23 protein-coding genes and 1 tRNA gene are annotated in these 26707 nt (G+C 64.7%); 5 read left to right on the top strand and 19 right to left on the bottom strand.

The features are described from left to right. Positions 1-83: 83 nt before the first annotated feature. The 5 genes from HIM68_RS00220 to HIM68_RS00200 all read right to left on the bottom strand — a co-directional run bounded on the left by HIM68_RS00220 (position 84) and on the right by HIM68_RS00200 (position 4767). Entirely contained in the window at positions 84-1457 is a 1374-nt protein-coding gene (locus HIM68_RS00220) for an NAD(P)/FAD-dependent oxidoreductase (protein WP_139469659.1), read from the bottom strand. 91 nt (positions 1458-1548) lie between these two features. Continuing rightward, on the bottom strand, positions 1549-2793 hold the full coding sequence (locus HIM68_RS00215; RefSeq protein WP_367647395.1) for a S8 family serine peptidase: 1245 nt from the start codon (positions 2791-2793) through the stop codon (positions 1549-1551). After that, positions 2790-3737 carry a Ppx/GppA phosphatase family protein gene (locus tag HIM68_RS00210; RefSeq protein ID WP_172168651.1) on the bottom strand — a complete coding sequence of 316 codons (948 nt, stop codon included), beginning with the start codon at positions 3735-3737 and terminating at the stop codon, positions 2790-2792. Before HIM68_RS00210 ends, HIM68_RS00215 begins: the two co-directional genes overlap by 4 nt. Positions 3738-3745: 8 nt before the next feature. Next, the gene (locus HIM68_RS00205) at positions 3746-4273 is read right to left on the bottom strand and encodes a DUF501 domain-containing protein (protein WP_172168649.1); all 528 of its coding nucleotides are present in this window, start codon (positions 4271-4273) and stop codon (positions 3746-3748) included. Beyond that, positions 4273-4767, bottom strand: a complete 495-nt coding sequence (locus HIM68_RS00200; RefSeq protein ID WP_172168647.1) for a septum formation initiator family protein — start codon at positions 4765-4767, stop codon at positions 4273-4275. The genes HIM68_RS00205 and HIM68_RS00200 overlap by 1 nt, the downstream gene beginning before the upstream one ends. A gap of 487 nt (positions 4768-5254) precedes the next feature. On the opposite strand from HIM68_RS00200, the gene HIM68_RS00195 reads away from it, so the two are divergent. Next, positions 5255-6262 carry a DUF559 domain-containing protein gene (locus HIM68_RS00195; protein WP_172168645.1) on the top strand — a complete coding sequence of 336 codons (1008 nt, stop codon included), beginning with the start codon at positions 5255-5257 and terminating at the stop codon, positions 6260-6262. Between the two features lie 536 nt (positions 6263-6798). Here HIM68_RS00195 and eno read toward each other — a convergent pair. The 5 genes from eno to mfd all read right to left on the bottom strand — a co-directional run bounded on the left by eno (position 6799) and on the right by mfd (position 13425). Then, positions 6799-8079 carry a phosphopyruvate hydratase gene (gene eno / locus HIM68_RS00190; protein WP_172168643.1) on the bottom strand — a complete coding sequence of 427 codons (1281 nt, stop codon included), beginning with the start codon at positions 8077-8079 and terminating at the stop codon, positions 6799-6801. A 76-nt stretch (positions 8080-8155) separates the two neighbouring features. Next, positions 8156-8998 (bottom strand): tyrosine-protein phosphatase, encoded by an 843-nt coding sequence (locus HIM68_RS00185; protein ID WP_172168641.1) that lies wholly within the window; start codon positions 8996-8998, stop codon positions 8156-8158. Beyond that, a complete protein-coding gene (locus tag HIM68_RS00180; RefSeq protein WP_367647394.1) occupies positions 8995-9444 on the bottom strand; it encodes a MazG nucleotide pyrophosphohydrolase domain-containing protein in 450 nt (149 codons plus the stop codon). Before HIM68_RS00180 ends, HIM68_RS00185 begins: the two co-directional genes overlap by 4 nt. A 63-nt stretch (positions 9445-9507) precedes the next feature. Then, on the bottom strand, positions 9508-9702 hold the full coding sequence (locus tag HIM68_RS00175) for a CsbD family protein (RefSeq protein ID WP_139469666.1): 195 nt from the start codon (positions 9700-9702) through the stop codon (positions 9508-9510). A gap of 120 nt (positions 9703-9822) precedes the next feature. Continuing rightward, entirely contained in the window at positions 9823-13425 is a 3603-nt protein-coding gene (gene mfd / locus HIM68_RS00170) for a transcription-repair coupling factor (RefSeq protein ID WP_172168638.1), read from the bottom strand. Between the two features lie 97 nt (positions 13426-13522). Here mfd and HIM68_RS00165 point away from each other — a divergent pair, with 97 nt between their 5' ends. Together HIM68_RS00165 and HIM68_RS00160 are read left to right on the top strand one after the other, a co-directional pair. Next, positions 13523-15001, top strand: a complete 1479-nt coding sequence (locus HIM68_RS00165) for an arylsulfotransferase family protein (RefSeq protein ID WP_172168635.1) — start codon at positions 13523-13525, stop codon at positions 14999-15001. Positions 15002-15123: 122 nt separating this feature from the next. Next, positions 15124-15840, top strand: a complete 717-nt coding sequence (locus HIM68_RS00160; protein WP_216656705.1) for a rhomboid family intramembrane serine protease — start codon at positions 15124-15126, stop codon at positions 15838-15840. Positions 15841-15883: 43 nt separating this feature from the next. Here HIM68_RS00160 and pth read toward each other — a convergent pair whose 3' ends face one another. The 6 genes from pth to HIM68_RS00130 form a co-directional block, all read right to left on the bottom strand. Further along, positions 15884-16483, bottom strand: coding sequence for an aminoacyl-tRNA hydrolase (gene pth, locus HIM68_RS00155; RefSeq protein ID WP_172168632.1), 600 nt, complete (start codon positions 16481-16483; stop codon positions 15884-15886). A 188-nt stretch (positions 16484-16671) separates the two neighbouring features. Continuing rightward, positions 16672-17316 (bottom strand): 50S ribosomal protein L25/general stress protein Ctc, encoded by a 645-nt coding sequence (locus HIM68_RS00150; protein ID WP_139469671.1) that lies wholly within the window; start codon positions 17314-17316, stop codon positions 16672-16674. A gap of 148 nt (positions 17317-17464) precedes the next feature. Beyond that, positions 17465-18481, bottom strand: coding sequence for an alpha/beta hydrolase (locus HIM68_RS00145; RefSeq protein WP_172168629.1), 1017 nt, complete (start codon positions 18479-18481; stop codon positions 17465-17467). Between the two features lie 144 nt (positions 18482-18625). Further along, on the bottom strand, positions 18626-19597 hold the full coding sequence (locus HIM68_RS00140) for a ribose-phosphate diphosphokinase (protein WP_025777652.1): 972 nt from the start codon (positions 19595-19597) through the stop codon (positions 18626-18628). Next, the gene (glmU, locus tag HIM68_RS00135) at positions 19590-21047 is read right to left on the bottom strand and encodes a bifunctional UDP-N-acetylglucosamine diphosphorylase/glucosamine-1-phosphate N-acetyltransferase GlmU (RefSeq protein ID WP_172168627.1); all 1458 of its coding nucleotides are present in this window, start codon (positions 21045-21047) and stop codon (positions 19590-19592) included. Before glmU ends, HIM68_RS00140 begins: the two co-directional genes overlap by 8 nt. Positions 21048-21079: 32 nt before the next feature. After that, positions 21080-21151, bottom strand: a tRNA-Gln gene (locus HIM68_RS00130). Positions 21152-21215: 64 nt separating this feature from the next. Here HIM68_RS00130 and HIM68_RS00125 point away from each other — a divergent pair. Beyond that, positions 21216-21608, top strand: coding sequence for a hypothetical protein (locus HIM68_RS00125; protein WP_139469675.1), 393 nt, complete (start codon positions 21216-21218; stop codon positions 21606-21608). Positions 21609-21729: 121 nt separating this feature from the next. Continuing rightward, positions 21730-24279: a UvrD-helicase domain-containing protein gene (locus tag HIM68_RS00120; protein WP_172168625.1), complete on the top strand. Its 2550-nt coding sequence runs from the start codon at positions 21730-21732 to the stop codon at positions 24277-24279. A 188-nt stretch (positions 24280-24467) separates the two neighbouring features. Here HIM68_RS00120 and HIM68_RS00115 read toward each other — a convergent pair whose 3' ends face one another. The 3 genes from HIM68_RS00115 to purH form a co-directional block, all read right to left on the bottom strand. Next, the gene (locus tag HIM68_RS00115; protein ID WP_139469677.1) at positions 24468-24650 is read right to left on the bottom strand and encodes an antitoxin; all 183 of its coding nucleotides are present in this window, start codon (positions 24648-24650) and stop codon (positions 24468-24470) included. 136 nt (positions 24651-24786) lie between these two features. Beyond that, positions 24787-25128 carry a DUF3017 domain-containing protein gene (locus tag HIM68_RS00110; protein ID WP_172168623.1) on the bottom strand — a complete coding sequence of 114 codons (342 nt, stop codon included), beginning with the start codon at positions 25126-25128 and terminating at the stop codon, positions 24787-24789. 1 nt (position 25129) lies between these two features. Continuing rightward, positions 25130-26674, bottom strand: a complete 1545-nt coding sequence (gene purH, locus HIM68_RS00105) for a bifunctional phosphoribosylaminoimidazolecarboxamide formyltransferase/IMP cyclohydrolase (RefSeq protein WP_139469679.1) — start codon at positions 26672-26674, stop codon at positions 25130-25132. Positions 26675-26707 lie beyond the last annotated feature (33 nt).

Genomic DNA, 26707 nt, shown 5'->3' with positions numbered 1-26707 from the left:
GACTGACGCCGGGGATGCATCTGCATCCCCGGCGTCAGTCGTCTCATCAGGGCTTGTCGCCGGATGGCACCGGCTGCCTCAAGTCAGGCCTTGGCAGGTTCCTTCTTCGGAGCCGGCTTCGAGTTGGCGGCCTCGACGAAGTTCTTGCGCGGAACATCGAGGTCTGCCAGCGGCATGGCGTCGCGGCCGAGGACGGCGCTGACGAACCAGTTGCCGAAGACCCTGACCTTGCGGTCCATGGTCGGGATCGCGTAGCCGTGGTAGGCGCGGTGCATGAGCCAGGCGAGGAGTCCGCGGGCTTCGAAGTCACCCATCTGCGAAACACCCTTGTACAGGCCCAGGCCTGCGACCGTACCGATGGTCTTGTGGAAGTACTGCTTGAACTCGGTCTCTCCGCGCAGTGCGGCGAGCACGTTGGCAGCCAGCACCGGAGCCTGACGCACAGCATGCTGAGCGTTGGGCACGCAGAAGCCTGCCACTCCGCCGCCGGACAGGTCGGGAACCGCGGCGTTGTCGCCGGCAGCCCAAGCGCCCTCGACGACACCGTCATCGCCCTCGACCCGCAGGTCGGCGCGTACGGTGACGTTGCCGCGTTCGTTGATCGGCAGGTCGGAGTCGATGAGCATCGGGTTGGCCTTGACACCGGCGGACCACACAATAGTGTCGGCGTCGAACTCTTCGCCGTTCGAAAGCTTGACGTGCTTGTCGGTGCAGTCCTGGAGGAAGGTCTCGAGGTAGACGTCGATTCCGCGTTCGCGCATGTGCTCGACGACCCAACGGGCCTGAGCTTCGCCGACCTCGGGCATGACGCGGCCGAGGGCCTCGACGAGGACGAAGCGGACATCGGCTTCGGTCAGCGTCTCGTACTGGGCGATGGCCGAGCGGACCATGTCCTCGAGTTCGGTCAGCAGCTCGATGCCGGCGAATCCGCCGCCGACGAAGACGAAGGTCAGAGCCTTGCGACGCTCCTCGTCGTCCTCCATGAGTGCGGCGTCGGCGAGGCGGGAGAGGAGGTGGTCGCGCAGGGCGACGGCTTCCTCGATGCGCTTGAGCGCGATCGCATTCTCCTTCAGGCCCGGGATCGGCAGCGCACGGGCAACCGAACCGGAGGCGAGGATGATGTGGTCGTAGTCGAGTTCGAATGCTTCATCGTTCTCGGGTTCGATGGTGGCGAACTTCTCGGCGTGGTTGATCGAGGTGACCTTCGCGGTGATGACCTCGGCACCCGGCAGGTTGCGGCGCAGCGGCACCACAGCGTGACGAGGCTCGATCGACCCGGCTGCCACCTCGGGGAGGAACGGCAGGTAGGTCATGTACGGGTTGGGATCGACCACGGTGACGGTGGCTTCGCCCCGACCGAGGTTCTTCAGCAGATTCTGAGCGGCGAGCAGGCCGACCGAGCCGCCACCGACAACGAGGATTCGTGGACGCAGTTTTGAGTTTCTGATGAGTGCCATATTCCCATGCTAGACCCTTGTGAAAACTTTCACTAATTGTTTGTCCCACGGACTCGAACGCCCCAGATCAGAGCAGTTTCTGCACCTGACTTCAGCGGCGACGGCGGGCGAAGGAGACGATCGAGATGATCATGAGGACCACGGCGATCAGGGCTCCGGCCCCGAGGACGGCGAAGCCGAGTGTCGGTGTCGACTGCGTGGCGACGATATCGGTCGGCGCGAGAGCCTTCGGGCTCTCGGTCTCATCCGGTGCCGCGGTTTCGGTCTCTTCTGACTTCGCATCCCCGCGACGATGCATCTTCACCCAATCCGCCAGCTCATCCTCGGCGGAGGAGACGTTCTTGGGCGCTTTCGCCTTGATGGCGCTCTGCGGGTCGACGCGCCCCCAGCCGACGATCGGGTCGGGCTTGCCCTTCTTGCTCACGCCCTTGTGACCGTCCACCGGTTTGGCACTCGACTGCAGTATGGCTCGCACCTCGTCGGCGCTGAGGTCGGGGTTCTCGGAGCGGATGAGCGCTGCCACACCGGACACGACGGGTGAGGCGAAGGAGCATCCCTGGCCTTCGGCGTAGCCGCCGCTGTAGTACGGAATCGGAATGTCCTTGGCCGGACCCATGAGGTCGACGGCGGTGCCGGGTGCGGTGGAGTCGTCGAGGACCTTCCCGTTCTGGTCGAGTCCGCCCACCCCGATGACGCCCGGAACCGTCGACGGCGACCATGCCTGGGTCGCTCCCTGTGAGGCGTTGCCGACGCAGGCGACGACGAGCACGTCCTTTTTGTACGCGTAGGCGAAGGATTCGTCCCAGCTCTCCGGCCAGCCCGGATCGTCCCATCCCAAGGACATGTTGATGACCTTCGCTCCGGAGTCGACAGCCCATCGGATGGCTTCATCGGCCTGTTCTCGAGTCGATCCGGATTCCTTGGGGCGGTCGGGGCCCAGCCACATCGATGCCGACAGGATCTCGGCGTCCGGGGCGACGCCGGTCGGCCCGGCACCGACTCCTCGGCCGGCGATGACTCCGGCCACGGCGGTGCCGTGGTGGATCGTGGTCTTCCCTCCCAGCGGGGTCTTTCCGTCCTTGCCCAGTCCGCTGAAGTCCTTGGACTTCTTCACGACGCCCTTGAGGTCTTCGTGGTCGGTGTTGACGCCGGAGTCGATCACTGCGACCTTGACTCCCTTGCCCGTGGATTTCTTCCAGACCTTGTCGATTCCGTAGTCTTTGATGAACCACTGGCCGGGTCCGGCCTTCGGCGCGGCCATGACGGGTTGGGTGGTACCGACGACGAGTCCGAGGACGACGGTCGTGACGGCGAGGAGTCGCGCGGCGGCTCTCACGAGCTCGTCAGCGCGAGGTCGAGCGCGGTCCCGTCGAGGATGTCGGTTTCGGAGATCCGAATATCCAGCGATCCTCCGGCGGCCGCCACGGCTTGGTCGAAGCGGGCGACGATCCTGGCGAAGAGCAGCGATCCGGCGCCGATGACGTCGACGCGTCCGGGATGCATATACGGCAGGTCCGTGCGTGCCTGGCGGTCCATGGCCAGAAGCTTTCGGGATTCGTCAGCGACGTCGGCGACGCTGATATGTGCTCCGTGGATGCGCTCTCGCTGGTAGCTTTCGAGTCCGAGGATGCCTGCGGTGATGGTGGTGACGGTGCCGGCGACTCCGATGAAAGTGCGCGGGGCCGCGAAGTCGACGATCTGCGCGGCCTGGTCGAGCTGGCCGTCTATATCGGCCAGAGTTGCCTGGATCTGGTCCTGGCTGGGAGTTTCGACCGGCATGTGCCGTTCGGTCAGACGCACCGATCCGATGTCCATGCTCACGGCCGCTTGGACATCGTCTCGGCCGAGGACGAGTTCGGTCGAGCCGCCGCCGAGGTCCATGACGACATAGGGTCCGTCAGCATCCGTGAGGCCGGCAGTGGCGCCGAGGAAGGACAGCCGGGCCTCTTCTTCACCGGCGATGACGTCGGGGACGACGCCGAGGATCGAGAAGATCCCGGCGAAGAACTCATCGCGATTCTTCACGTCGCGGCTGGCCGAGGTCGCGACGAACCTCAGCTTCTCCGGCTGGTACTCGGCGGCCACCTCGGCGAATTCCTTCGCCACGGCGAAGGTGCGCTCGAGCGCCTCAGGTGCGAACTCGCCGGTGGCGTCGACGCCTTGGCCGAGGCGGACGATCCGGGTTTCGCGGCGCAGGTCGGTGAGGGTGCCGTCGGCGGCGACATCGGCGATGAGCAGGCGCAGGGAGTTCGTCCCGCAGTCGAAGGCAGCAACACGCATGGCAGGTCCTAGTCGGTGGATTCGGTGGGGGCAACGGTCTCGGCCAGCGGAGGCACATCGTTCATGAACGACAGTGCGCGGTCGCCGATGGGGTTGATGCCGAGCCCGGCGGACAGCGAGTGGCCGACGAGGGCGTGGAGGCATTTGACCCGGTTCGGCATTCCGCCTGCGGAGTAATCCTTGATTTCTTCAACTTCCGCCAGGCCCGCTGCGGAGCCGATCTCAGAGCGGACGTCGAGGTAGGCCCGGTGTGCGGCGGCGTAGGCGGCGGCGAGCTCTTCGTCTTCGCCGATCTCCGTAGTCCATTCGGCCATGATTCCCGAGGCTTCCAGCCGCGAGCATTCGGACACGTAGGCAGGATGGGTGAGGTAGAAGGTCGTCGGGAACGGCGTGCCGTCCTCGAGGCGCGGAGCGGTGGCGACGACGAGGGGTTCACCGGATGCGCTGCGGGCGGCGATGCCGACGACGCCTCGGGGAATGCGCCCGAGTTGGTCTTGGAGGACAGCGAAATCCGCCTCGGTGCACTCTGTGATCATCAGCTCTTCTCCACGGTGTTGCCGGTCTCCTGAATGGACTCCAGCAACTCAAGGTACCAGGCCTGCTTGCGAACCGGCCGTTCGGGCTCGGATTCCTCGTCGACGGCCTCTTGATTCGTGACGATGACCGCGTTCTTGCCCTTTTCCACGTAGTACTGGTCTTCGCGGGCCTTGCGCTTGATGTAGGCGGGGTCTCTGAGGTTCTCGTTCTTCTCTTCGAGGCTCTTGACCTCGGCTTTCGTCGTCTCGATCTCGTTATTCAGGGCCGCGATCTGCTGGGCCTGTTTGAGCGCGGAGTTCAGGGGCGAGAGGAACGCGAGGAGGACGGCTGCGACGACGAGGAGGAAGATGCCCGTGCGCACCGACATGCGGCGGCCACGCGCCTCGGCATCCGTGCCGGCATCGGCTTCGATGACCGGTTTCGGGCGTCGACGAGGGGTGGCTTTGCCAGGAGCCGATTTCGGGGCACTTCGTCTGGGCTTGCTCGGGACCATGCTTCTTTCCTCTGCGACTGGGGATCGGGGAAGAGTGTCGCAACATCTCCAAGTGTGCCGTGTCCGCATTCCCTGCGCGAGGATTTCGGGCTCGTGGCGTGTTCGATTCTCACGTATCCTCCGTCACGTCCGGTCCCGCCCACTCCTCCCCCGCGAGCATCTCTCACCTCAGCCCGTGCCCGCCCCAGGAGCCATCTCAGCCTCGCCTCCCGCAGGCATCTCACACCACTACTGCTTCCTCCTCCCCGCAGCCCCAACTCCTACACCCACGACGGCACCCCTCACTCTTGGCAGCAAACCACCTCGCTCCTGCGGTGCGTTATGCGCCTCGGGGTGACGGATGTCCGAAGATCGCCGCCGTCGATCACCTGACCTGCGACCAGTCATCTTGCGAGAGCTCCGCCCGATCAATGCCCTATCCACAGAGTTATCCACAGACAAGAGAGCGCTCATTGCTGTTTGGTTTCGTTTATTGCATTTTAGATGCATGTATAAACTATTGAGCACCGATGACATCCTTCGGCTCGGATTCAACCATGGCGACATCAGGCGCGCCCGCAGATGTTGCCTCCGACGGCTGTCGCGGGGCACATATCTCGTCCGCCACGTCTGCGAACTGGACTTCCATCGCCCGCTCTGGGCGAGCATCGCCGAACAGGTCCACCAGGTCTTCATCGAGCACGGAGACATCCGCGACGATATCAACGATCTCAACGCCTCGGTGATGGCTCACTTCGCACAACGTGCCGATCGGAGAACCGACGACGCGAAGTCGAACCCACCGGCGGAGATCTTCTCGCACATCTCCGCGGCCCTCATCCACAATCTGCCCATCTCCCACCCTGTCACCCACCAGGTCGAGGTCGTCCGGCGGGGCACCAACCGCAAATTCAAGACTATCCACGTCCGCGGCGGCATCATCCCGCAGAACCACCGCGCAACGATCAACGGCGCCGAGGTGACCACACTCGAACGCACACTCATCGACGTCGCCCGCAGCTACAACCTCGACGTCTCTGTGCCGATGATCGATGATGCGCTGCACCGAAAGCTGACCACCAGGGAGAAGATCCTCACGAAACTCGCTCAATGCTTGGAGAAGCGCAATTCCGCGAAAGTGCGACTGGCCATCGATCTGGCTGATTCTCGCCGCGAATCCCCCGCCGAGGCGGTCGCCGCGGTGCGATTCTACGAGCACGGGATCACGGGGCTGGAGCCCCAAGCCACATTTCACGCCGATTCATTGCGGCGCGATATCCGCGTCGACTTCTGTCACCGCCGGGCTCGACTCATCATCGAGATCGACGGCATCGGCAAGCTCTATCTCGGCTCAGGTGTCCCCCGCGAGGAGCTCGAACAGGAACGCCGTCGCGAGCAGTGGCTGCGCGACCTGGGGTGGCAAGTGATTCGGATCAGCTGGAAGGAACTGTTCGAAGAGGCGAAGTTCTATGACATCCTCCGCGTCATCCGCCGTACGCAGAACGCCACCGCCTGATCCCCACCGCGGGCATCTGTGCCGCAGATGCATCGCGGACCGCAGCGCACCGCCGCGGACCGCCGCACCAGGCGGCACATCGCTGCATAGGGCGAGGCATCCCGCACCGCGGCTGTCATTCACCCCTATTTCGTCGAGCACACCGTCTCCCATGGTGCGATTGGCAGAGTTTCATCCCGCACCGTTGCCGGCAGCTCCTACAGGTGCTCGACCATCCTTCACCCGCAGTGACTCGTCAGAGTGGTGCAATGGTGCCAACTGCGAGGAACGCGAGACTTAGCCGCCAATGGGCGGATATGAGACCACCGGTGACAGATGGTGACGCGAAGAGCCGGGCCCGGCAACGGAGAATCGTCGCGATGAGGAGACTTCGCGGTGAGAAGTGCGGCCCCGGATGGACGAGGACCCGAAGGCGGGAAGACTCGAGACGAGAAGCCTCGGATGAGGGTGGGCCGAAGCTGGAAACACCGAGGCGGGGCCGGGCGATCGTTGTAGTCGTCCGGCCCCGCCTCGGGGAGTTCAGAGCCCTGCTCGCCTCAGGCTTCGAAGCGCGGGAAGGCGCTGCGGCCCGCGTAGCGTGCGGCATCTCCGAGCTGCTCTTCGATGCGCAGCAGCTGGTTGTACTTCGCGACGCGCTCCGATCGTGCCGGGGCGCCAGCCTTGATCTGACCGGCGTTGGTCGCCACGGCCAAGTCGGCGATGGTCGTGTCCTCGGTTTCGCCGGAACGGTGCGAGATCATCGTGGTGTAGCCGTTCGTCTGCGCCAGAGACACAGCGTCGAGGGTCTCGGTCAGGGTACCGATCTGGTTGACCTTGACCAGCAGCGAGTTCGCCGTGGCGTTGTCGATACCGCGCTGTAGACGCTCGGGGTTGGTCACGAACAGGTCGTCGCCGACGAGCTGCACCTTCGAGCCGATCGTCTCCGTCAGAGTCGCCCAGCCGTCCCAGTCGTTCTCATCGAGGGGGTCCTCGATCGACACGAGCGGGTACTTCGCCAGCAGCTCTTCGTAGTAGGAGGCCATCTCCTCGGCGGTCTTCTTGCTGCCTTCGAACTCGTAGGCACCTTCGGCGTAGAATTCCGAGGACGCCACGTCGAGGGCGACGGCGATATCGCGTCCGGGACGGTGCCCGGCGATGTCGATGGCCTCGATGATGAGGTCGAGCGCCGCGGCGTTCGAGTCGAGGTTCGGAGCGAATCCGCCCTCATCGCCGAGTCCGGTCGAGAGTCCGCGTTCCTTGAGCACTCCCTTGAGCGCGTGGTAGACCTCGACGCTCCACTGCAGCGCTTCGTGGAAGCTGGCGGCGCCGATCGGGGCGATCATGAATTCCTGGATGTCGACGTTCGAGTCGGCATGGGATCCGCCGTTGAGGATGTTCATCATCGGCACGGGCATGACGTGCGCATTCGGTCCGCCGAGGTAGCGGTAGAGGGGCAGATCCGCCGAGACCGCTGCCGCGCGGGCCACGGCCAGCGAGGTGCCGAGCATCGCGTTCGCGCCGATGCGGGACTTGTTGTCGGTGCCGTCGAGTTCGATGAGCGCCTGGTCGACGAGACGCTGGTCGTCGCTTTCGAGTCCGACGATGACTTCGTGGATCTCGTCGACGACAGCGTCGACGGCCTGGGTGACGCCCTTGCCCAGGTAGCGCTCGGGATCTCCGTCGCGCAGCTCCACGGCTTCGAATTCTCCGGTGGAGGCACCGGAGGGAACGCCGGCACGACCGACGGACTCATCGGCCAACAGCACTTCCACCTCGACGGTGGGATTTCCCCGGGAATCCAGGATTTCACGGGCGTTTGCGGCAACGATCTCGGCCACTGAGTACTCCTTAGCGTTTGGTTTCACATGGGGAACATGTGCCTGGAGGACAGCTTAATGCACCGCGCGTCCAGGCTCACCCTCGGTCCGGGCCCCGGTTGGGCTCGGATTCGAGCAGCCATTGCCGCAGTCGCTCGGGCGTCGCCGGGTCCATCCCGTGCGCGAGCAGGTAGGCTTCGACTCCCCTTGGCTGTCCCCCGTCCTTCGCCGAGGCGGTCCCGTGCTCGGCCTCGATCCGATCGAGGACCTCGTGCATGAGTTCGGGAGGAGCAGCGGTGGCGGTCTGGGCGAGGTTGCCGGAGATCCCGGCATCGGAGAAGTTCCTGGTGATCGCCTCGAGGAAACCCCCGGACAGGTGGGTGGAGGTGATCGCATATTCGTCGACGATCTCCTGCCGTCCCACACCGAGGAGATCGAGCAGGAATGCTCCGATCACGCCGGTGCGATCCTTCCCGGCAGAGCAGTGGAACACCACACCATCAGCGCAGTGTTCGGCGATCAGGTCGACGGCGGCGGCCAGCCGGTGACCGAAGTGCGTGATCATGAGCTCGTAGATGCGGCCGAGGCTCCGGTCGCTGAGATCCATTCCTGTCGCCTCGGCGGCGGCTTTCATTTCTTCCCTGCTCAATGGTCGGCTGGGGAAGAAGTGGTCGTCGAAGACGGGCAGCTCGATATGTCGGATGTCGAGGCCGTCGAGCGCATCCGGCAGTTTCGCCCTCTCGCCGATATCGCGCAGATCGATGACGGTGCCGATGCCGAGTTCGCCGATATCGGCGCGCGCCCGATCGCTCAGCTGCGCCAGACCGTCGGCGCGGAACACCTTCCCGGATCGCACTCGGCTCTCCCCCGCCTCGGCGGCGGGCCCTCCGAGGTCACGGAAGTTGAACGTGCCTTCGATCTCGAGCCTCTCCAGACTCATCGACTTCCGTCCTCTCCTCGCGCTGCGGCCTTCTCTTCCGCTTTGATCCGGCGGTACTCGCGTTCGACGTCGTCCAACGATGCCATCTCATCTCCGGGATCGTCGGTGAAGGCCAGGGGGTGACGACGGATGAGTTTGGCTTCGAGGCCATCGATGATGGCGCCGAGGCTGTGGCCGTAGTCCTGCCCGCTGCTTTCATCGAGCAGGGCGGAGTGGAAGAGCACTTGGTAGAACACGTCGCCGAGCTCGTCGACGACGGCAGCCCGATTCTCAGCGGTGGGTTCTGTGTTGAAATCCTCGAGGGCGACGATGAGTTCATCGGTCTCTTCCCTTGCGTATTTCTCGAGGCTCTGATGATCTTGTCGGCTCGACCAGGGGCAGCGTCGCCGCAGAGTCGCCATGGCTTCGATCACCGCTTGGAGTCCCGGTTCGTCACGTTCACCCACGAAATATCCTCCTGCCGGCACGAAAGACCCCCACCGCAGAAGCGGTGAGGGCCGATTCGTCGGTCACTTCGAGAATTTGTCCTTGACCGAGGCACCGAGGTCCTTGACCGACTCGCCGACGTCTTTGGCCTTGGCCTTGAGCTGATCGGTGGCACCTTCGGCCTTGAGCTGGTCGTCACCGGTCACATCGCCGACGGTCTCCTTGGCACGGCCGCCGAGGTCTTCGGCCTTGTTCTCGAACTTGTCGTCAACACCCATGGGGATTCTCCTTAGTGGACAGCTGCGTGATTTGCACTTGCTGCGGATGTCTCCGCGTTTCGCACTCTACGCCACCGCCCTGGCTCGTGGGCCGAACAGCGGTGAACAGTCGGAGAGTTCTCAACCGTTCTTCGCGGCTCCGGCCTCCGTCACTTCCGTGGCATCCGACTCGACGACAGGCAGGATGGCGTCGAGGAACTGGTGCGCCCACCGCAGGATGTCCGAATCGGTCATCTCCTTGGAATCGAATCCGGTGCCCGCCATCGGCTTCGGGACGAGGACCGAACGCAGCGCCGGTTTGAGCAGAGACTTCGGGTACAGACGCTTGAGCCTGACCACCTGGGAGTCGGAGAGTTCGACGGGTCCGAAGCGGATGAAGTTGCCCTGCATGACGATGTCGTTGACCCCGGAAGCGCGGGCGCGGATGCGCAGCCGGGCGACATCGGCAAGGACACCGACGGGTTCCGGGTAGGGGCCGTAGCGGTCGATGAGCTCGTCGAGGACTTCCTGCAGTTGTGCTTCGTCGGTCGCCGCGGCCAACTTTCGGTAGGCCTCGAGACGCAGTCGTTCGTGGTCGACATAGTCGGCCGGCAGGTGGGCATCGACGGGCAGTTCGATGCGCATGTCCGCCTCGGGTTCGGTCTCCTCGCCGCGGAATTTCGCCACGGCCTCTCCGACGAGTCGGACGTAGAGGTCGAAGCCGACGCCTTCGATATGGCCGGACTGCTGGCCGCCGAGCAGATTGCCGGCCCCGCGGATCTCGAGGTCTTTCATCGCCACCTGCATTCCGGCACCCAGTTCGGTATGCGCGGCCAGAGTCGTCAGACGATCGTGTGCGGTCTCGGTCAGCTGAGTGTCCGGCGGGTAGAGGAAGTAGGCGTAGGCGCGTTCACGTCCACGTCCCACGCGTCCGCGCAGCTGATGCAGCTGGGAGAGCCCGTACTTGTCGGCGTTGTCGATGATCAGCGTGTTCGCATTCGCGATGTCGATTCCTGTTTCGACGATCGTCGTGCACACGAGCACATCGTATTTCTTCTCCCAGAAATCGACGATGACCTGTTCGAGTCGGGTCTCGTTCATCTTGCCGTGGGCGATGGCGATTCGCGCCTCTGGCACCATTTCGGCGATGTGTCCGGCGACTGCTTCGATATCGCGGACCCTGTTGTGGATGTAGAAGACCTGTCCTTCGCGCATGAGCTCGCGTCGGATCGCAGCCTTGATCTGCTTGTCTTCGCGTTTGCCGACATAGGTCAGCACCGGGTGCCGCTCTTCCGGAGGTGTGGCCAGGGTCGACATCTCGCGAATGCCGGTCACCGCCATCTCCAGGGTGCGCGGGATCGGGGTCGCCGACATGGCGAGGACGTCGACGTTCGTCCGCAGCGCCTTGAGAGTCTCCTTGTGTTCGACGCCGAAACGCTGCTCCTCGTCGATGATGACGAGTCCGAGTTCTTTGAACCGCACCTCGCCGCTGAGCAGTCGGTGGGTGCCGATGACGAGGTCGAGCTTGCCGGCGGCGAGATCCTCCTTGACCTTCTCCGATTCCTGTTTGGTCTGGAACCGGGAGAGGGCGCCGATGGTGACGGGGAATCCCGAGTAGCGTTCGGCGAAGGTCTCATAGTGCTGTTGGACGAGCAGAGTGGTCGGCACGAGCACGGCGACCTGCTTGCCGTCCTGGATCGCTTTGAACGCGGCACGAACCGCGATCTCCGTCTTCCCATAGCCCACATCGCCGCAGATCAGACGGTCCATCGGCACGGTCTTCTCCATGTCCGATTTGACCTCGTCGATGGTGGTCAGCTGATCGGCCGTCTCGACATAGTGGAAGGCGTCTTCGAGTTCACGCTGCCAGGGAGTGTCCGGCCCGTAGGCGTGGCCGACGGTGGCCTGGCGGGCCGAATACAGTCGGATGAGCTCCCCGGCGATCTCCTTGACGGCCTTGCGGGCTCTCGCCTTCGTCGTCTGCCAGTCGGCGCCGCCCATCTTGTTGAGGTTCGGGCTCTCCCCGCCGACATAGCGGGTGACCTGGTCGAGAGCATCGCTGGGAACGTAGAGGCGGTCGCCGGGCTGTCCGCGCTTGGCAGGCGCGTATTCGATGATGAGGTATTCGCGAGTGTGCTTGTTCGCACCTCGGCCCGTGGTCCGCTGCGTCATTTCGACGAAACGTCCGACACCGTGCTGATCGTGGACGACGAAGTCGCCGGGGGCCAGATTGAGCGGGTCGACCTGGTTGCGTCGACGGCGGGTGGGCAGCTTGCGCATATCCCGCGTCGAGGTGGCCGCCGCCCGACCGAGCACATCGGCCTCGGTGAGCACGGCGAGTTTGAGATCGTCGAAGACGAAGCCGCCGAAGGACGCGGCCGTCGTCACGGTCACCAGGGCTTCGGGCAGATCGGTCGGGTCGTCGACGAATGAGGCGGGCACTCCGGCTTCGGAGAACACCTCGACCATGCGACGGCCCGGACCCTGGCCTTCGGTGAGCACGAGGATGCGCCACTTGTCGTGGATGAGTCCCTTGACGTCGGCGAGGATCGCCTCGACGTCTCCGGCATAGCCCTTCGGAATGCGGGCAGGGACGGAGAAGATGTTCTCCTCGGGACCGGCGAGCTCCTCGTCGGTGGCGAATCCGCCGATCTCCCACCAGGCCAGGCCGATGAGGCGAGCGCCTTCGGCCATCTCGTCCACGGTGCGGAAGCTGGCGGCAGACAGGTCGATCGGGGTCTCTCCCCCGCCGGCTGCTCCGGTCCAGGCGGCCTCGAGGAATTCGTTCGTAGTCTCCACGAGGTCCGCGGCGCGGGCGTCGACGCGTTCGGGTTCGGTGATGATGATCTTCGATCCGGCCGGCAGCAGAGCGATGATCGGCTCCATTCCGTCGGCGAGGACGGCGGAGAGCGATTCCATCCCTTCGACGGCGACTCCGCCGGCGATCTTGTCGAGCATATCGGCGGCGCTGGGCACCTCCTCGGCGAGATCCGCGGCCCGCTTCCGCACCGAATCGGTCAGGAGCAGCTCCCGGCACGGCGGTGCCGATAGGCGCAGGGGTTCGTCACCGTCGTCGGTGGGGATCGAGCGTTGGTCGCTGACGGAGAATTCGCGGATCTCGTCGACCTCGTCTCCGAAGAACTCCACACGCAGCGCTCGCTCCGAGGTGGCCGGGAAGATATCGACGATTCCGCCGCGCACAGCGAATTCGCCGCGTCTGGAGACCATATCGACTCGGGAGTATGCGAGTTCGGTGAGCCGTTCGGCCAGATCATCGATCTCGTATTCGTCGCCGACGGCGAGCTCGACCGGCTCGATGTCGCCGAGTCCTTTGGCCAGGGGCTGGAGGAAGGCGCGCACGGGCGCGATGATGAAGGTCAGTTCCCGGCCGGGAGTGGGGTGGGCGAGGCGGCGCAGCACCTCAAGGCGCTGGCCGACGGTGTCCGACCGCGGAGACAGCTTCTCGTGCGGCAGGGTCTCCCAGCTGGGGAAGATCGCGATCGATGCCGACGGCACCCAGTCGGCCAGCGCCTGGGCGAGGTCTTCTGCCTCACGTGTCGTGGCGGTGACGATGAGCTGAGGCGCCGAGGCGGCCCCGTCGGTGGTGACGGTGCGGCGCAGGATCGACGGCCACAGTCCCTTGATCGCATCGATCGTGCCACCGTCGGTGTTCGCGTCGTTGAAGGCCGCGACGAGTTCGGTGATGGTGGGATTCCGGCGGGTGAGATCGAGTCCGTTGAGCACCCGAACAGTCTAGGCCACGCGGCTGACACGACCCATTCGGCGCCCTCTCGGCAAGGCCCGAGGACCACGGGAGTCGAAAACGTGTGAGGATGAGCATATGGCCATGAAGAGAACCGTCCTTGCAGGTTTGGCTGCGGCGACGCTCCTGCTCGCAGGGTGCACGGCCGATGCCGATGACGACATCGCTGTCGCCGAACGGTGGGACTTCCATTCCCGCCCCGAACTCGCCCCGCCGAAGGTCGATATCGACTCCGGGGCCTTCCCCGACGACAACGGAGACCTGGAGATCTTCCTCGCCCCGAAGGGACAGACGCAGACCGATGACACGTCCTGGGTGGGCGGGCTCATCCTCGACTCCGCCGGTGACCCGGTGTGGATCAGAGACGACTCCGAGGCGCTGTGGGATCTGCGCGTCCAGGAATATCAGGGGAAGCCGGTGCTCACCTGGTGGGAGGGACTGGCCGAGACTCCGCACACCGCCGGCGAGGTCGTCGTCCTCGACGACTCGTATCAGGAGATCGCCCGTGTCGGCATGGGCGGCGAGCTTCCCAAGGACACGTCCGACCTGCACGAGACGACGATCACCGCCGATGACACAATGTTCCTCATCTCCTACGTGAAGACGCAGACGGATCTCAGCTCAGTCGGCGGAGCCGAGGACGGCTGGGCCTGGGAGGGCATCGTACAGGAGGTCGACATCGCAAGCGGTGATCCCCTGTTCGAATGGCGCTCCCTCGACGCCGTGCCCATCGATCAGACCGAGACGGAGCTCAAGGAAGGCGAGGGCACGAAGGACGAGCCCTTCGACTACATCCACCTCAACTCCGTGTCCGAGGACGATGACGGCAGGGCTCTCCTCGTCTCGGCGCGCAATACCCACGCTGTCTACCAGCTCGACCGGAAGAGTGCCGATCTCAACTGGGTCCTCGGCGGCAAGGCCTCGGACTTCGAGATGGGCGAGGGCGCACAGTTCGCCTGGCAGCACGATGCCCAGCGCCGCTCCGATGGGACGCTGACCCTGTTCGACAATCACGCCGCGCCTCGGCTCGGCGACACCCGCGGCCTGCGCCTCGACGTCGATGAGAAGAAGAAGCGCGCCGAGGTGGCCACGGAGTATCCCGCTCCCGACGACCGTTCGTCGGGCAGTCAGGGCAACTTCCAGGAGCTGCCGGGCGGCAACGTCGTCCTCGGCTGGGGTTCGGAGCCCTACATCTCCGAGTTCTCCAAGGACGGAAAGCTGCTCGCCGACCTCACCTTCACCGGCGGATCGAACTACCGCGCCTACCGCTTCGACTGGCATGCCCAGCCGACTGCTCCCCCGACGGCCACGAAGTCGCAGCCGCAGTCCGACATCACTCGGGTGCACATGAGCTGGAACGGTGCCACCGAGGTGGCTTCGTGGAGGGTGCTCAGCGGTGACGACGAGGAGCACCTCGTCGAGAACACCGAGGTCGAGCGCACCGGTTTCGAGACGGCGGCGGACATCACCCCGAACGGTCCGACGATCATCGTCGAAGCTCTCGACGCGGACGGCAAGTCCCTCGGGTCGACCAGAGCGGAGCCTCAGAACAGATAGATTCGGGAGTTGGACCGGTCGTGAATATTTCGAGGCGATAACGGGCCTAACGGAACGATCACGATTGCCCGGAAGGCCCGGATGTTCGGGGTTCTCCAATCTTCATCACCCACAATTGGATCATGACCGACCACTCCCCCCGTTTCTCCGCCGAGGAATCCCGACTCCTCTTCGGCCCTGACTCCACCGACTCCGGATCTCCCCGCTCCGGCCGTTCCGCGAATCCCCCGGTTGCGCACCTGAACACCACCGTCGACCGGCCACATCTGCTTTCCCGGTTCGCTCCGGTGCTGATCGTCCTGGCCGTCATGTGGGTCATCGAGATCGTCGATGCGATCCTCCCCGTCGACCTCGACGTCTTCAGTCTGGAGTCATGGAATCCGCTCTCGCTCTACGGCCTGGTCACCTCGCCGCTGCTGCATTCGGGATTCGGCCATCTGCTGGCCAATACTTTCCCGTTCCTCGTCCTCGGCATCGTCATCGCCTTCGAAGGCAAGCGTCGTTTCTGGACGGTCACGGGCATCACCGCGCTGAGCTCCGGGCTCGGGGCGTGGCTGACCACGCTGCCCGGCCAGCACATCGTCGGTGCGTCCGGCATCGTCTTCGGATTCTTCGGCTACCTCGCGTTGCGCACCTGGTTCACCGATGACCTGCTGCGCAAGATCATCTACTTCACCATCGGCCTGTTCATCTTCGTCACCTACGGCGCATCGATGATCTTCGGCATGCTGCCGCAGACGAACGACATCTCCTGGCAGGGCCACCTGTTCGGATTCGCCGGCGGCATCTTCGCCGCATGGTGGCTGCACCGTCGCCCGGAGAAGCAGAAGACGGCCTGAGTCCCGGGCAGCGCCCGCTGCTTGGTCGGCACCCGAGGTGCGATCAGCGGGAGTGGAACTTCTGCTGCATGTCGGTGAGCCCGTTGACGATGACCTCTTCGACGGCATCGGCGAGGTCGGAGACGAACATCGGCAGGGTCGTGCGTTCGTCCTTCGAGAACGGGCGCAGCACATAATCGGCGGTGTCCTGTCTCCCCGGAGGGCGTCCGACTCCCGCTCGCACCCGCAGATAGTCCTTCGTCCCGAGCACCGAGGTCATCGAACGCAGACCGTTGTGCCCGCCCTCTCCCCCGCCGAGCTTGGCCTTGATGGCATCGAAGGGGATGTCCACATCGTCATGGACGGCGATGATCCGGTCGGTGGCGATTCCGTAGAAGTCAGCCAGCGCGCGCACCGGTCCGCCGGATTCGTTCATATATCCCGTCGAGGTGGCCAACACCACCCGCGGACCGGGCAGTCCCGGGACGCTGCCGCCGGGCAGCCGCCCGGTGCCGACGTTCGCACGCAGCTTCGTCCGCGTCAGCGTGGTTCCGATGCGGGAGGCGAGTTCGGCGATGACCATCTGTCCGATGTTGTGCCGTGTCGTTTCGTACTTGGGTCCGGGATTGCCCAGCCCGAAGACCAACCATGCTTCGTTCGACATTGCCGTCCTTGTCCGTCCTGTCCGTGCCCGCTGACCGAGTGGTGGGGCTTCTGCTCGCCGCGGGGCGAGAGGTGCGCCGGGTTCGCTCTTGAGAAACGCATTCGGTGGGCCGCCCAACAGGCGGCCCACCGAACAGCGTAGTCAGTCAGTGCTCCTCACGGCACGTTGAGTGCCGGGAGGAGAGAAGATCACTCCTCTTCGGAGGTCTCTTCCTCACCGGACTCCTCAGCGGCCTCTTCCTCGGTCGACTCTTCAGCAGTCTCTTCCTCGGCGTCGGACTCGGTGTCCATCTCGATCTCTTCGGAGACGTTGACGATGAGCTGCTCTTCGTCGGCGATGAGCTCGACGCCTGCAGGCAGTTCGACCTGACCGGCCAGAACGTGCTCGCCGGCGGGACGGCCTTCGATGGAGACCTCGATGAGCTCGGGCAGCTTGGTCGCATCGGCCTTGACGGCGATGGTCGACTCCTCCTGCGAGACCATGGTGCCGGGGGCGGCTTCACCGATGACGTGGACGGGCACGTCGACCTCGATCTTCTCGCCGCGCTTGACGATGATGAGGTCGAGGTGCTCGATATCACGACGGACGGGCTCGATCTGGACGTCGCGCGCAATGGCGAGGACGTTCTTCGATCCGTCGGTGCTTTCGATCTCGAGCAGCGCGTTGGCGTGCTTGAGAGCTAGCATGGTGGCGTGTCCCTCGAGGGACACGTGCACGGGGTCTCCGCCGTGGCCGTAGATGACAGCGGGGATGCGTCCCGCGCGGCGGATGCGGCGCGCTGCGCCCTTGCCGAACTCGTTGCGAGCTTCGGCCAGAAGTTTGAAGTCAGCCATTTTCTCTCCTTCGTGGTGAACTTGCCTTCGAGCACCACGGCGAAACAGCCTGAGCACCCACGCGAATCACGAACCCGATGGGTTCGTTTCGTGGGGCAGGACCGCGTCGATCACGGAGACATCAGTCTCCCTCGCCGAGGCAACCAGACTATTCTACGGCACCGTCCGTTTCGGCACCAATCCGAGAGGTCACCGCTGCAGCGCACGCATCGATTCCGGTTTCGGTGAGGAGGATGTCGTAATGGTTCGTCCCCTGCACATCGACGATGTCCATCTGCGGCCATTGCCGAGCGAAGTCGTCGGTCGTCTCCGGCGGATACAGGCCCGGTTCGGCGGCGACGAGGTCGCGCTCGGCGAAGAGGAAGACCACTTCGGACTGGGTTCCGTCACTGCCCATGATCGTCTCCAGGGCATCACGGTAGGCGGAGCCGGTGTACATGTCGGCCGAATCGGCCTGCATCGCCTCCACCGACGTCGACGGCTGGAACGAATGGTCGTCCTTGGCCGCCAGATCGTAGACGAAGCTCTCGGTCGCCACGGTGTCGAGGCCGTCAACGAAAGCGGGGTGAGCGGCGAAGAACGCCAAGTACTCCTCGACGCTGCCGAAAGTCATCGACAGCCGCTCGGCGGCCGGGCCGAGGACGGCGGCGATGAGATCATCGGTGTCGAGGTCCTCATCGTTGAGGTCGTCGACGGGGCCGTCTCCATGGGGCTGCCCCACTGGCAGGGGAAGTCCCCCGTCGATGAGGACGGGGCCGCGGAAACGGCGAACCGCCTCGGCGCCGGTGTCGACGTTCGGCTCAGCCGACATTCCGGCCAGGGTCATGGCGACGAAACCGCCCATGGAATGACCGACCAGGGTGACCGGCCCCTCCGGGGCGAAGGCATCGAGCACGGCGGTGACATCCTCGGCGTGGGCGGCCATCCCGAACGGGCCGGGCAGGGTACGCGAGTCGGCTCGTCCGCGCAGGTCGGGCCCGATGATGCGGACGCCGGGCAGTGCGGAGACGAGGCCCGCGAAGAACAGGTGGTTGGAAGTGATGCCGTGGATGACGCACACGGTGGGCACGCGCCCGGGGCCGCTCGCCACCGGCTCCCACACTCCCACGGACAGCTGCCCGCCGGGGACGTCCACGCGGTACCGGTTGTAATCGTGTGAGGACATCGTCCCTGATCCCTTCGCCGAAGTCTTGCCTCCAGTGTAGGACCTCACGGCAGTCCAGACGATGCGAACCCCGAGCCGCATCGACTCGGGGTTCGCATCTGATCCGGCGCGATTGCGCGGATTTTCGGGCCTCAGCCTTCGGGATCAGACCTCGAAGAGACTCGTGACCGATCCGTCTTCGAAGACCTCGTGCACGGCACGAGCGATGAGCGGGGCGATCGAGAGCACGGTGAGCTTGTCGAAGATCTTGTCCTCGCTCAGCGGCAGAGTGTTCGTGACGATGACCTCTTCGGCCACGGAGTTCGACAGGCGTTCGACGGCCGGGCCGGAGAACACGGCGTGGGTGGACACGACGATGACGCCCTTCGCGCCGGCGGCCATGCAGGCATCGGCGGCCTGGACGATGGTGCCGCCGGTGTCGATCATGTCGTCGACGAGCACGCAGGTGCGACCCTCGACCTCACCGACGACGCGGTTGGCCTTGGTCTCGTTCGGTCGGGTGATGTCGCGGGTCTTGTGGATGAAGGCCAGCGGCACTCCGCCCAATGAGTTCGACCAGTTCTCCGCGACCTTGATGCGGCCGGCGTCGGGCGAGACCACGGCGAGGTCGCCGGGGTACTTGTCCTTGACGTAGCCGGCGAGGATCGGCATCGCGATGAGGTGGTCGACGGGGCCGTCGAAATAGCCCTGGATCTGCGCGGTGTGCAGGTCCACGGTGATGATGCGGTCGGCGCCGGCGGTCTTGTACAGATCGGCCACGAGGCGAGCGGAGATGGGCTCGCGTCCGCGGTGCTTCTTGTCCTGCCTGGCGTACGGGAAGAACGGTGCGATGACGGTGATGCGCTTGGCCGAGGCACGCTTGAGGGCGTCGACCATGATCAGCTGCTCCATCAGCCATTCGTTGATGGGAGCGCAGTGGGACTGGAGGACGAAGACGTCGCTGCCGCGCACTGACTCGGAGTAGCGGACGTAGATCTCGCCGTTCGCGAAGTTGTAGATGTCGGTGGGGAGGAGTTCGGTCCCCAGATTCTCCGCGACTTGCTCGGCGAGTTCGGGATTTGCCCGACCGCTCACCAGGACGAGCTTCTTATCGCCCGCCGTCGTTATCTCATTCACTGATCCGTTCCCCTTCGGATGCGTTTTCGGCCGCCTGCGCTGCAGGCGTGCCCGGACGGTTTGTCTGAACCCAGCCCTCCAGGTTGCGCTGTGGGGCCACCGAGATGGCCAGCGCTCCTGCAGGGACATCCTTGCGCACCGTCGTGCTCGCACCCGAATAGGCGCCGTCGCCCACGATGACAGGGGCGACATACATATTGTCCGAGCCCATGCGTGCATGCTTGCCGATGACGGTGCGGTGCTTGTTGACGCCGTCGTAGTTGACGAACACCGAGGCGGCTCCGATGTTCGAGCCCTCCCCGATCTCCGCATCGCCGACGTAGGAGAGGTGGGGCACCTTCGCACCCTTGCCGATGTCGGCGTTCTTCGTCTCCACGAAGGTGCCGATCTTTCCGGACTCACCGAGCTTGGTGCCCGGACGCAGGTAAGCGAACGGTCCGACGTTGGCTTCCGGACCGACGACGGCGAGTTCACCGTGGGTGCGCACGACCTTGGCGTTCTCCCCCACCTCGGTGTCCTTCAGCGTGGTGTCGGGGCCGACGACGGCACCGGAGCCGATGTCGGTGGCGCCCAGCAGCTGGGTGCCCGGCAGGATCGTCGCATCGGCGGCGATGGACACGTCGACGTCGATCCACGTGGTGTCGGGGTCGATGATGGAGACACCGGCACGCATGAACTTCTCGCACTGCCGGCGGTTGAGCTCCTTGCCGAGGTTCGCCAGCTGCACGCGATCGTTGGCTCCCTCGACCTGCCACAGGTCGTCGGTGGCCGTGGCGGCGACGGGGCGGCCCGCCTCACGAGAATGTCCGATGACGTCGGTGAGGTACTTCTCACCCTGCGCGTTGTCGGTCGTCAGCGAGGCCAGGCCCTCCTTGAGCGCCGCGGCGTCGAAGGCGTAGATGCCGGAGTTGATCTCACGGATGGCCCGTTCGGTCTCGCCGGCGTCCTTCTGCTCGACGATGCGCAGCAGGGATCCGTTCGCGTCGCGGACGATGCGGCCGTACCCGGTCGGGTCGTTCACCTCGGCGGACAAGACGGTCACGGCGTTGGCGTTGGATTCGTGGATCTCGACGAGGCCGTTGATGGTCTCCGTCGTCAGCAGCGGCACATCGCCGTAGGTGACGACGACGGTTCCGCTGAGGTCCTCGGGCAACTGGGTGAGCGCACATTCGGTGGCGCGGCCGGTGCCCGGAACCTCATCCTGATCGGCGATGAGCAGGGTTCGCTGAGAGGACACGGGAAGGGAGTCGAGGTGGGCGACGAGCTGATCGCGCTCATGGCGGACGACGACGATGAGGTGCTCGGGAGAGGTTCCGGCCGCCGCGGCGACGGAGTGATGGAGCAGGGAGCGTCCGCCGATGGGATGCATCACCTTGGGAAGAGCCGACTTCATTCGAGTGCCTTGGCCCGCTGCCAGAACGATGACGGCGGTCGGATGAGTCTGCGACATAGTTGAATCCTTCGCATGTCGGGTTGGGCCAGCTCCGCCCATAGGATTCGAACCTATACTGCACGGCTCCAAAGGCCGGCGTGCTGCCATTACACCAGGGCGGAACAGCGTGCACCAGTAGAGGGGCCCGCGCTCACGAGACACCATCATGCCACTACGATTAACTGTATGGAAATTCTACGCGAGATTCTTCTGACCCTGCATCTGCTGGGTATGGCCATCATCGTCGGCGGCTATTTCACCGTCATCCGCTCCCCCAAAGTGATGCCCGGAATGCTCCACGGCGCCTATCTGCAGCTGGTCACCGGCCTGCTGCTCATGGGGCTGGCCGAGATGGGCGATGGCGACGTCAACCATATGAAGCTCGGCATCAAACTGGTCGTGGCGATCCTCGTCACTGTCTTCGCGTTCATCGGCAACAAGAAGCAGAAGGCCTTCGCCGCCTCTGCGCCTGCAGAGGGCGGGGCAGGCGTGAAGGTGGCGAACCCGTCGGCGACCATGGCGCACCTGGTGGTGGCCTTCGCGGTCATCAACGTCATCGTGGCCGTCTTCATCCACTGACCCTCCCCAATTACTACCTGACGGCGGCTCAGCAACCTCGCGCGAGGTTGCTGAGCCGCCGTCAGGTAGTTCTGAGGGGTGTGAGCTCGTGTCTGAGGCTGACGGTATCGTTGGTGGCGACATGACTGCTGCAGCTGAACACACCGACCATGCCGCCGGCGCCGACTCCCGAGCGGCCGAACTCCTCACCGGACTCAACCCCAGGCAGCGCGAGGCCGTAATCCATACGGGATCCCCGCTGCTCATCGTCGCCGGAGCCGGATCGGGCAAGACGACGGTGCTCACCCGACGCATCGCCTACGCCTTGGCCACCGGTCGCGCCCACCCCGGCGAAGTCCTGGCGATCACGTTCACGAACAAGGCCGCGAAAGAGATGGCCGAACGCGTGTCCTCGATCGTCGGCCCTGCCTCCCGCTCCATGTGGGTCTCGACCTTCCACTCCTCGTGTGTGCGCATCCTCCGCCGCGAGGCGAAGGTGCTGGGCATGAAGTCGAATTTCACGATCTACGACGCCCAGGACGCCCAGCGCCTCGTCGCCCAGATCCTCAAGGAGCTCGGCCTCGACACGAAGAAGTACGCCCCGCGGGCCATCCTGCACCGAATCTCGAACCTCAAGAACGACCTGCAGACCCCCGACGACTTCATCCCGCGGCCTAACAATCCCGCCGACGAGGTGCTCGCCGACGTCTTCAAGCGCTACACCTCCCGTCTGCGCCTGGCCAATGCCTTCGACTTCGACGACCTCATCGCAGAGACCGTCCACCTCTTCGGCGCCTTCCCCGAGGTGGCCGATTCCTACCGTCGCCGGTTCCGCCATATCCTCGTCGACGAGTACCAGGACACGAACCCTGCACAGTATGCGCTGATCAAAGCCCTGGCCGGTGACGGCGCAGGAGGGCCGACGGGTGCCGAGCTCACCGTCGTCGGCGACGCCGACCAGTCGATCTATGCCTTCCGCGGCGCCACGGTGCGCAACATCGTCGAGTTCGAGAAGGACTTCCCGAACGCTGACACCATTCTGTTGGAACAGAACTATCGGTCGACGCAGAACATCCTCGACGCCGCCAATGCCGTGATCGCGAACAACGACGACCGCCGGGAGAAGAAGCTGTGGACCTCGGAGGGTTCCGGCGAGCAGATCGTCGGCTGGGTGGCCGAGAACGAACAAGGTGAAGCCCGGTTCATCGTCGATCGCATCGATGACCTCATCGACGAGGAGAAGTACACCTATGGTGACTTCGCCGTGTTCTACCGCACGAACGCTCAGTCGCGCGCCATCGAAGATGCGCTGGTCCGGTCCGGAATCCCGTACAAGGTCGTCGGCGGCACCCGCTTCTACGAGCGCAAGGAGATCAAGGACGCCCTCGCCTACCTGCGCGTCGTCGCCAACCCCGATGACGACGTCAATCTGCGCCGCATCCTCAATGTGCCCAAACGCTCCATCGGCGACCGCACCGAGGGCATCATCGCCGACTTCGCCGACCGGGAGAACATCAGCTTCTTCACCGCCCTGGGCCGCCTCGACGAGATCCCTCACCTGAGTTCGCGCGCCCTGACCTCGGTGCAGAAGTTCTACGACCTCATGCAGGACCTGCGCTCCACCGCCGAATCCTCCCCGCTCTCCCGGGTCATCGAGGCGATCCTCGAACAGTCCGGGTACCTCGAATCGCTGCAGAAGAGCACCGATCCGCAGGACGAGTCCCGTGTCGACAACCTCGCCGAACTCGTCGCCGTGGCCGAGGATTTCGTCGCCACTCGGGAGGCTGCCGCAGTTGCGGAACCGGACACCCCGGATGACACCGACACAGACGACGGCACCGACACCGAGGCGACCGCCGCCCCGGAGCCCAGAGGCACAGAGACCGAAACCGCCGCCGAGGCGGTCGACCCCGACGTCGATGACGTCGGTTCCGCAGACGCCTCCGCTGCGCCGGGCGTCGGCGCGGCGGCCATCGATCAGTTCCTCGAGCAGGTGGCTCTGGCCTCGGACACTGATCAGATCCCCGATGCCGAACTCGGTCAGGTCACACTGATGACTCTGCACACGGCTAAGGGACTCGAGTTCCCGGTGGTCTTCCTCACCGGGCTCGAAGACGGAGGATTCCCGCATTCGCGTTCCTTCGAGAATCCGCAGGAGCTGTCGGAGGAGCGGCGTCTGGCGTATGTCGGGCTCACGCGTGCACGGCAGCGTCTGCTCGTCACTCGCGCCGAGACCCGGAGCATGTGGGGTCAGCCTCAATACAATCCGCCGAGCCGGTTCCTGTCCGAGATCCCGGAGAACCTCATCAATTGGGAGAACACGGGCAGCTTCTCCGGCGGGTTCGCTTCGGGCGGCTTCGGTTCCGGAGGTTTCGGCTCCGGCGGCTATTCGTCCGGATACTCGGGAGGATCACGCGGCTTCGGGTCATCACGGTCGTCCGGTGGCGGCTCCCGCTCACGCTCGAGTGCGAGTTCGTCGACACCGGTTGCCGGATTCCCCAATCGGATCCGACCCAATCGTGAGGTCATCTCCGTCGAGGTCGGCGAGAAGGTCTCGCACGAGTCCTTCGGGCTCGGCACCGTCACCGAAGTCAACGGTGTCGGAGACAAGACCGTGGCCGTCGTCGACTTCGGTTCGGCCGGATCGAAGCGGCTGCTGCTGCGCTACGCCCCGATCGAAAAACTCAGCTGAGGCAATGGTGCAGTGGATGCACGGCCAAGCCGTGCATCCACTGCACTGAGCCGTTCTCTCGCGCAGCGAAGCCACTCGTGCCCCGATAGTTGGTATCGACTGACGCTAGCCAGAACACAAGAAAGCGCCGAGGAGAATCACATTCTCCTCGGCGCTCATCCATGCCGGACGCGGCTATGGATTAAAGATCATTCGTTGCCGAGCTTGTCATCGGCTCCGTCGCGACCCTGATTGATCTGGTCTTCGAACTTTCCACCGGTGACATTGTTGGCTGCGTCCGAGGCCTTGTCCAGGCCCTGGTCGCTGATCTCTTCACCCTTATCGCTATTCAAGGCGTCCTTGGCTTTGTTAGTAAGATCGTCGAGTCCCATGCTGTCTCCTTTCATCGGAAAAGGTTCGAAGCGAACCTCTGACGCCACTCACCTTGCCACTATTGTCGACGTGACGACACCTGCGCGTCCCATTTCTCAGCGAATGCACATAAGGAACGTCGCCGAGACCGACTACTCAGCGGGTCAGCGGTACGAGGAACGCAAGCCCGACCAGCAGTCCGGCGAACACCAGACAGGTCGTGATGTCGACGACCTTCGACCGATTCGCCCACACTTCGGTCCACGGCGGCGGCATCGCTCGGAACCCGGCGAGACCGGCAGGAACGACCGCGAGGACGACAGCACCGAGGCGGAAATCGATGACGGAGCACGCCGCGGCGACGGCGACGCCCAGGAGACAGCCGAGCAGCACCCAGTCACGCCGAGTGGGATGCGCGTATCGCCGTTTCCAGTAGATCCATCGCTTCGCGATCGGCCCTCTCCCCCGCCGTGCGTGGCGGGGGTGAGGCCGCTTCATCTCAGTGGAAGAAATGGCGGCTCCCGGTCAGGTACATCGTGATCCCTGCCGCCTCCGCGGCCGCGATGACCTCATCGTCGCGGATCGATCCGCCGGGCTGCACCACGGCGGTGACTCCTGCGTCGATGAGGATCTGCAGACCGTCGGGGAACGGGAAGAAGGCGTCGGAGGCTGCGACCGCACCGGTGGCGCGTTCGGCTCCGGCACGTTCGACAGCGAGTTTGGCCGAGTCGACGCGGTTGACCTGACCCATGCCCACACCCACCGAGGCTCCCCCCTTGGCGAGCAGGATCGCGTTGGACTTCACAGCCCGTCCGGCCTTCCACGCGAATTCGAGATCCGCGAGGACCTCGGGTGCAGCTGCCGGACCAGCGGCCAGGGTCCAGTTCTCGACGGAGTCGCCGTCCGCCTGGAAGGCGTCGCGGTCCTGTACGAGGAACCCACCGCTGATCGGCTTGACCTCGTCTGTGGGCACATCGATGTCGCCGAGTTCGAGCAGTCGCAGGTTCTTCTTCGTCGTGAGGATCTCAAGTGCCTCGGCGCTGAACGACGGAGCGGCCAGGCATTCTGTGAAGATCGGCTTGATCGATGCTGCGAGCTCTGCGTCGACCTCGCGGTTCGTGGCGATGACACCGCCGTAGGCCGACAGCGGATCGCATTCGTGGGCGGACTTGTGCGCAGCGGCAGCGGTCTCACCGACGGCGATTCCGCAAGGGTTCGCATGCTTGATGATGGCGACGGCCGGCTGCTCGAAGTCGAATGCCGCGCGGATCGCGGCATCGGTGTCCGTGTAGTTGTTGTACGACATCGCTTTGCCGCCGAGCAATTTCGCACCGGCGATTCCGGCGGTGCCGTCGGAGTACACGGCAGCAGCCTGGTGCGGGTTCTCTCCATAGCGCAGGTCGGCGATCTTCTCTCCGGTGAGGCCGGCGAATTCGGCCTTCTCATCGGTGGCGAGTTCCGCGGCGAACCAGGAGGCGACGGCCGCGTCGTAGGCCGCAGTGTGGGCGAAGGCGCGGGCGGCGAAGATGCGGCGGGCATCGATATCGAAGCCGTCTCCGGAGGCTGCGTCGAGCACGGCCGAGTAGTCGGCCGGATCGGTCACGACGGTGACCGTAGGGTGGTTCTTCGCCGCCGCACGCACCATCGAGGGTCCGCCGATGTCGATCTGTTCGATGCAGTCATCGAAGCCGGCTCCGCTCGCGACGGTGTCGGCGAAAGGATAGAGGTTGACGATGACGAGGTCGAAGGGCTCGATCTCGAGTTCGGACAGCTGTTCCAGGTGCTCAGGCTTGCGGGAGTCGGCGAGGATGCCGGCGTGGACGCGCGGATGAAGGGTCTTGACCCGCCCTTCGAGGCATTCGGGGAACCCGGTGAGGTCTTCGACCTTCGTCACCGCGGCTCCCGCCTCGGCGATCTTCGCTGCCGTGGATCCTGTCGACACGATCTGGACTCCGGCGGCGTGGAGGCCGCGAGCCAGCTCCTCCAGCCCGGTCTTGTCGTAGACGCTGATCAGCGCTCTCTTGATCGCGCGGGTTCCTGTCACAGATCCTCCTCGAGGTTCGGTTGCCGGTCGGTT

Source organism: Brevibacterium sp. CT2-23B, assembly GCF_013168765.1.
Classification (GTDB): domain Bacteria; phylum Actinomycetota; class Actinomycetes; order Actinomycetales; family Brevibacteriaceae; genus Brevibacterium; species Brevibacterium sediminis.
The sequence above is the reverse complement of the archived record's forward strand: the minus strand, read 5'-3'. Positions and strand labels throughout refer to the sequence as shown.

Excerpts from the sequence above, each read along its gene's own strand:
- HIM68_RS00220 (WP_139469659.1), bottom strand. The coding sequence starts at position 1,457 with ATGGCACTCATCAGAAACTCAAAACTGCGTCCACGAATCCTCGTTGTC.
- HIM68_RS00210 (WP_172168651.1), bottom strand. The coding sequence starts at position 3,737 with ATGCGTGTTGCTGCCTTCGACTGCGGGACGAACTCCCTGCGCCTGCTC.
- HIM68_RS00205 (WP_172168649.1), bottom strand. The coding sequence starts at position 4,273 with ATGATCACAGAGTGCACCGAGGCGGATTTCGCTGTCCTCCAAGACCAA.
- HIM68_RS00200 (WP_172168647.1), bottom strand. The coding sequence starts at position 4,767 with ATGGTCCCGAGCAAGCCCAGACGAAGTGCCCCGAAATCGGCTCCTGGC.
- HIM68_RS00195 (WP_172168645.1), top strand. The coding sequence starts at position 5,255 with ATGTATAAACTATTGAGCACCGATGACATCCTTCGGCTCGGATTCAAC.
- HIM68_RS00185 (WP_172168641.1), bottom strand. The coding sequence starts at position 8,998 with ATGAGTCTGGAGAGGCTCGAGATCGAAGGCACGTTCAACTTCCGTGAC.
- HIM68_RS00175 (WP_139469666.1), bottom strand. The coding sequence starts at position 9,702 with ATGGGTGTTGACGACAAGTTCGAGAACAAGGCCGAAGACCTCGGCGGC.
- HIM68_RS00165 (WP_172168635.1), top strand. The coding sequence starts at position 13,523 with ATGGCCATGAAGAGAACCGTCCTTGCAGGTTTGGCTGCGGCGACGCTC.
- HIM68_RS00160 (WP_216656705.1), top strand. The coding sequence starts at position 15,124 with ATGACCGACCACTCCCCCCGTTTCTCCGCCGAGGAATCCCGACTCCTC.
- pth (WP_172168632.1), bottom strand. The coding sequence starts at position 16,483 with ATGTCGAACGAAGCATGGTTGGTCTTCGGGCTGGGCAATCCCGGACCC.
- HIM68_RS00150 (WP_139469671.1), bottom strand. The coding sequence starts at position 17,316 with ATGGCTGACTTCAAACTTCTGGCCGAAGCTCGCAACGAGTTCGGCAAG.
- HIM68_RS00145 (WP_172168629.1), bottom strand. The coding sequence starts at position 18,481 with ATGTCCTCACACGATTACAACCGGTACCGCGTGGACGTCCCCGGCGGG.
- glmU (WP_172168627.1), bottom strand. The coding sequence starts at position 21,047 with ATGTCGCAGACTCATCCGACCGCCGTCATCGTTCTGGCAGCGGGCCAA.
- HIM68_RS00125 (WP_139469675.1), top strand. The coding sequence starts at position 21,216 with ATGGAAATTCTACGCGAGATTCTTCTGACCCTGCATCTGCTGGGTATG.
- HIM68_RS00120 (WP_172168625.1), top strand. The coding sequence starts at position 21,730 with ATGACTGCTGCAGCTGAACACACCGACCATGCCGCCGGCGCCGACTCC.
- HIM68_RS00115 (WP_139469677.1), bottom strand. The coding sequence starts at position 24,650 with ATGGGACTCGACGATCTTACTAACAAAGCCAAGGACGCCTTGAATAGC.
- HIM68_RS00110 (WP_172168623.1), bottom strand. The coding sequence starts at position 25,128 with ATGAAGCGGCCTCACCCCCGCCACGCACGGCGGGGGAGAGGGCCGATC.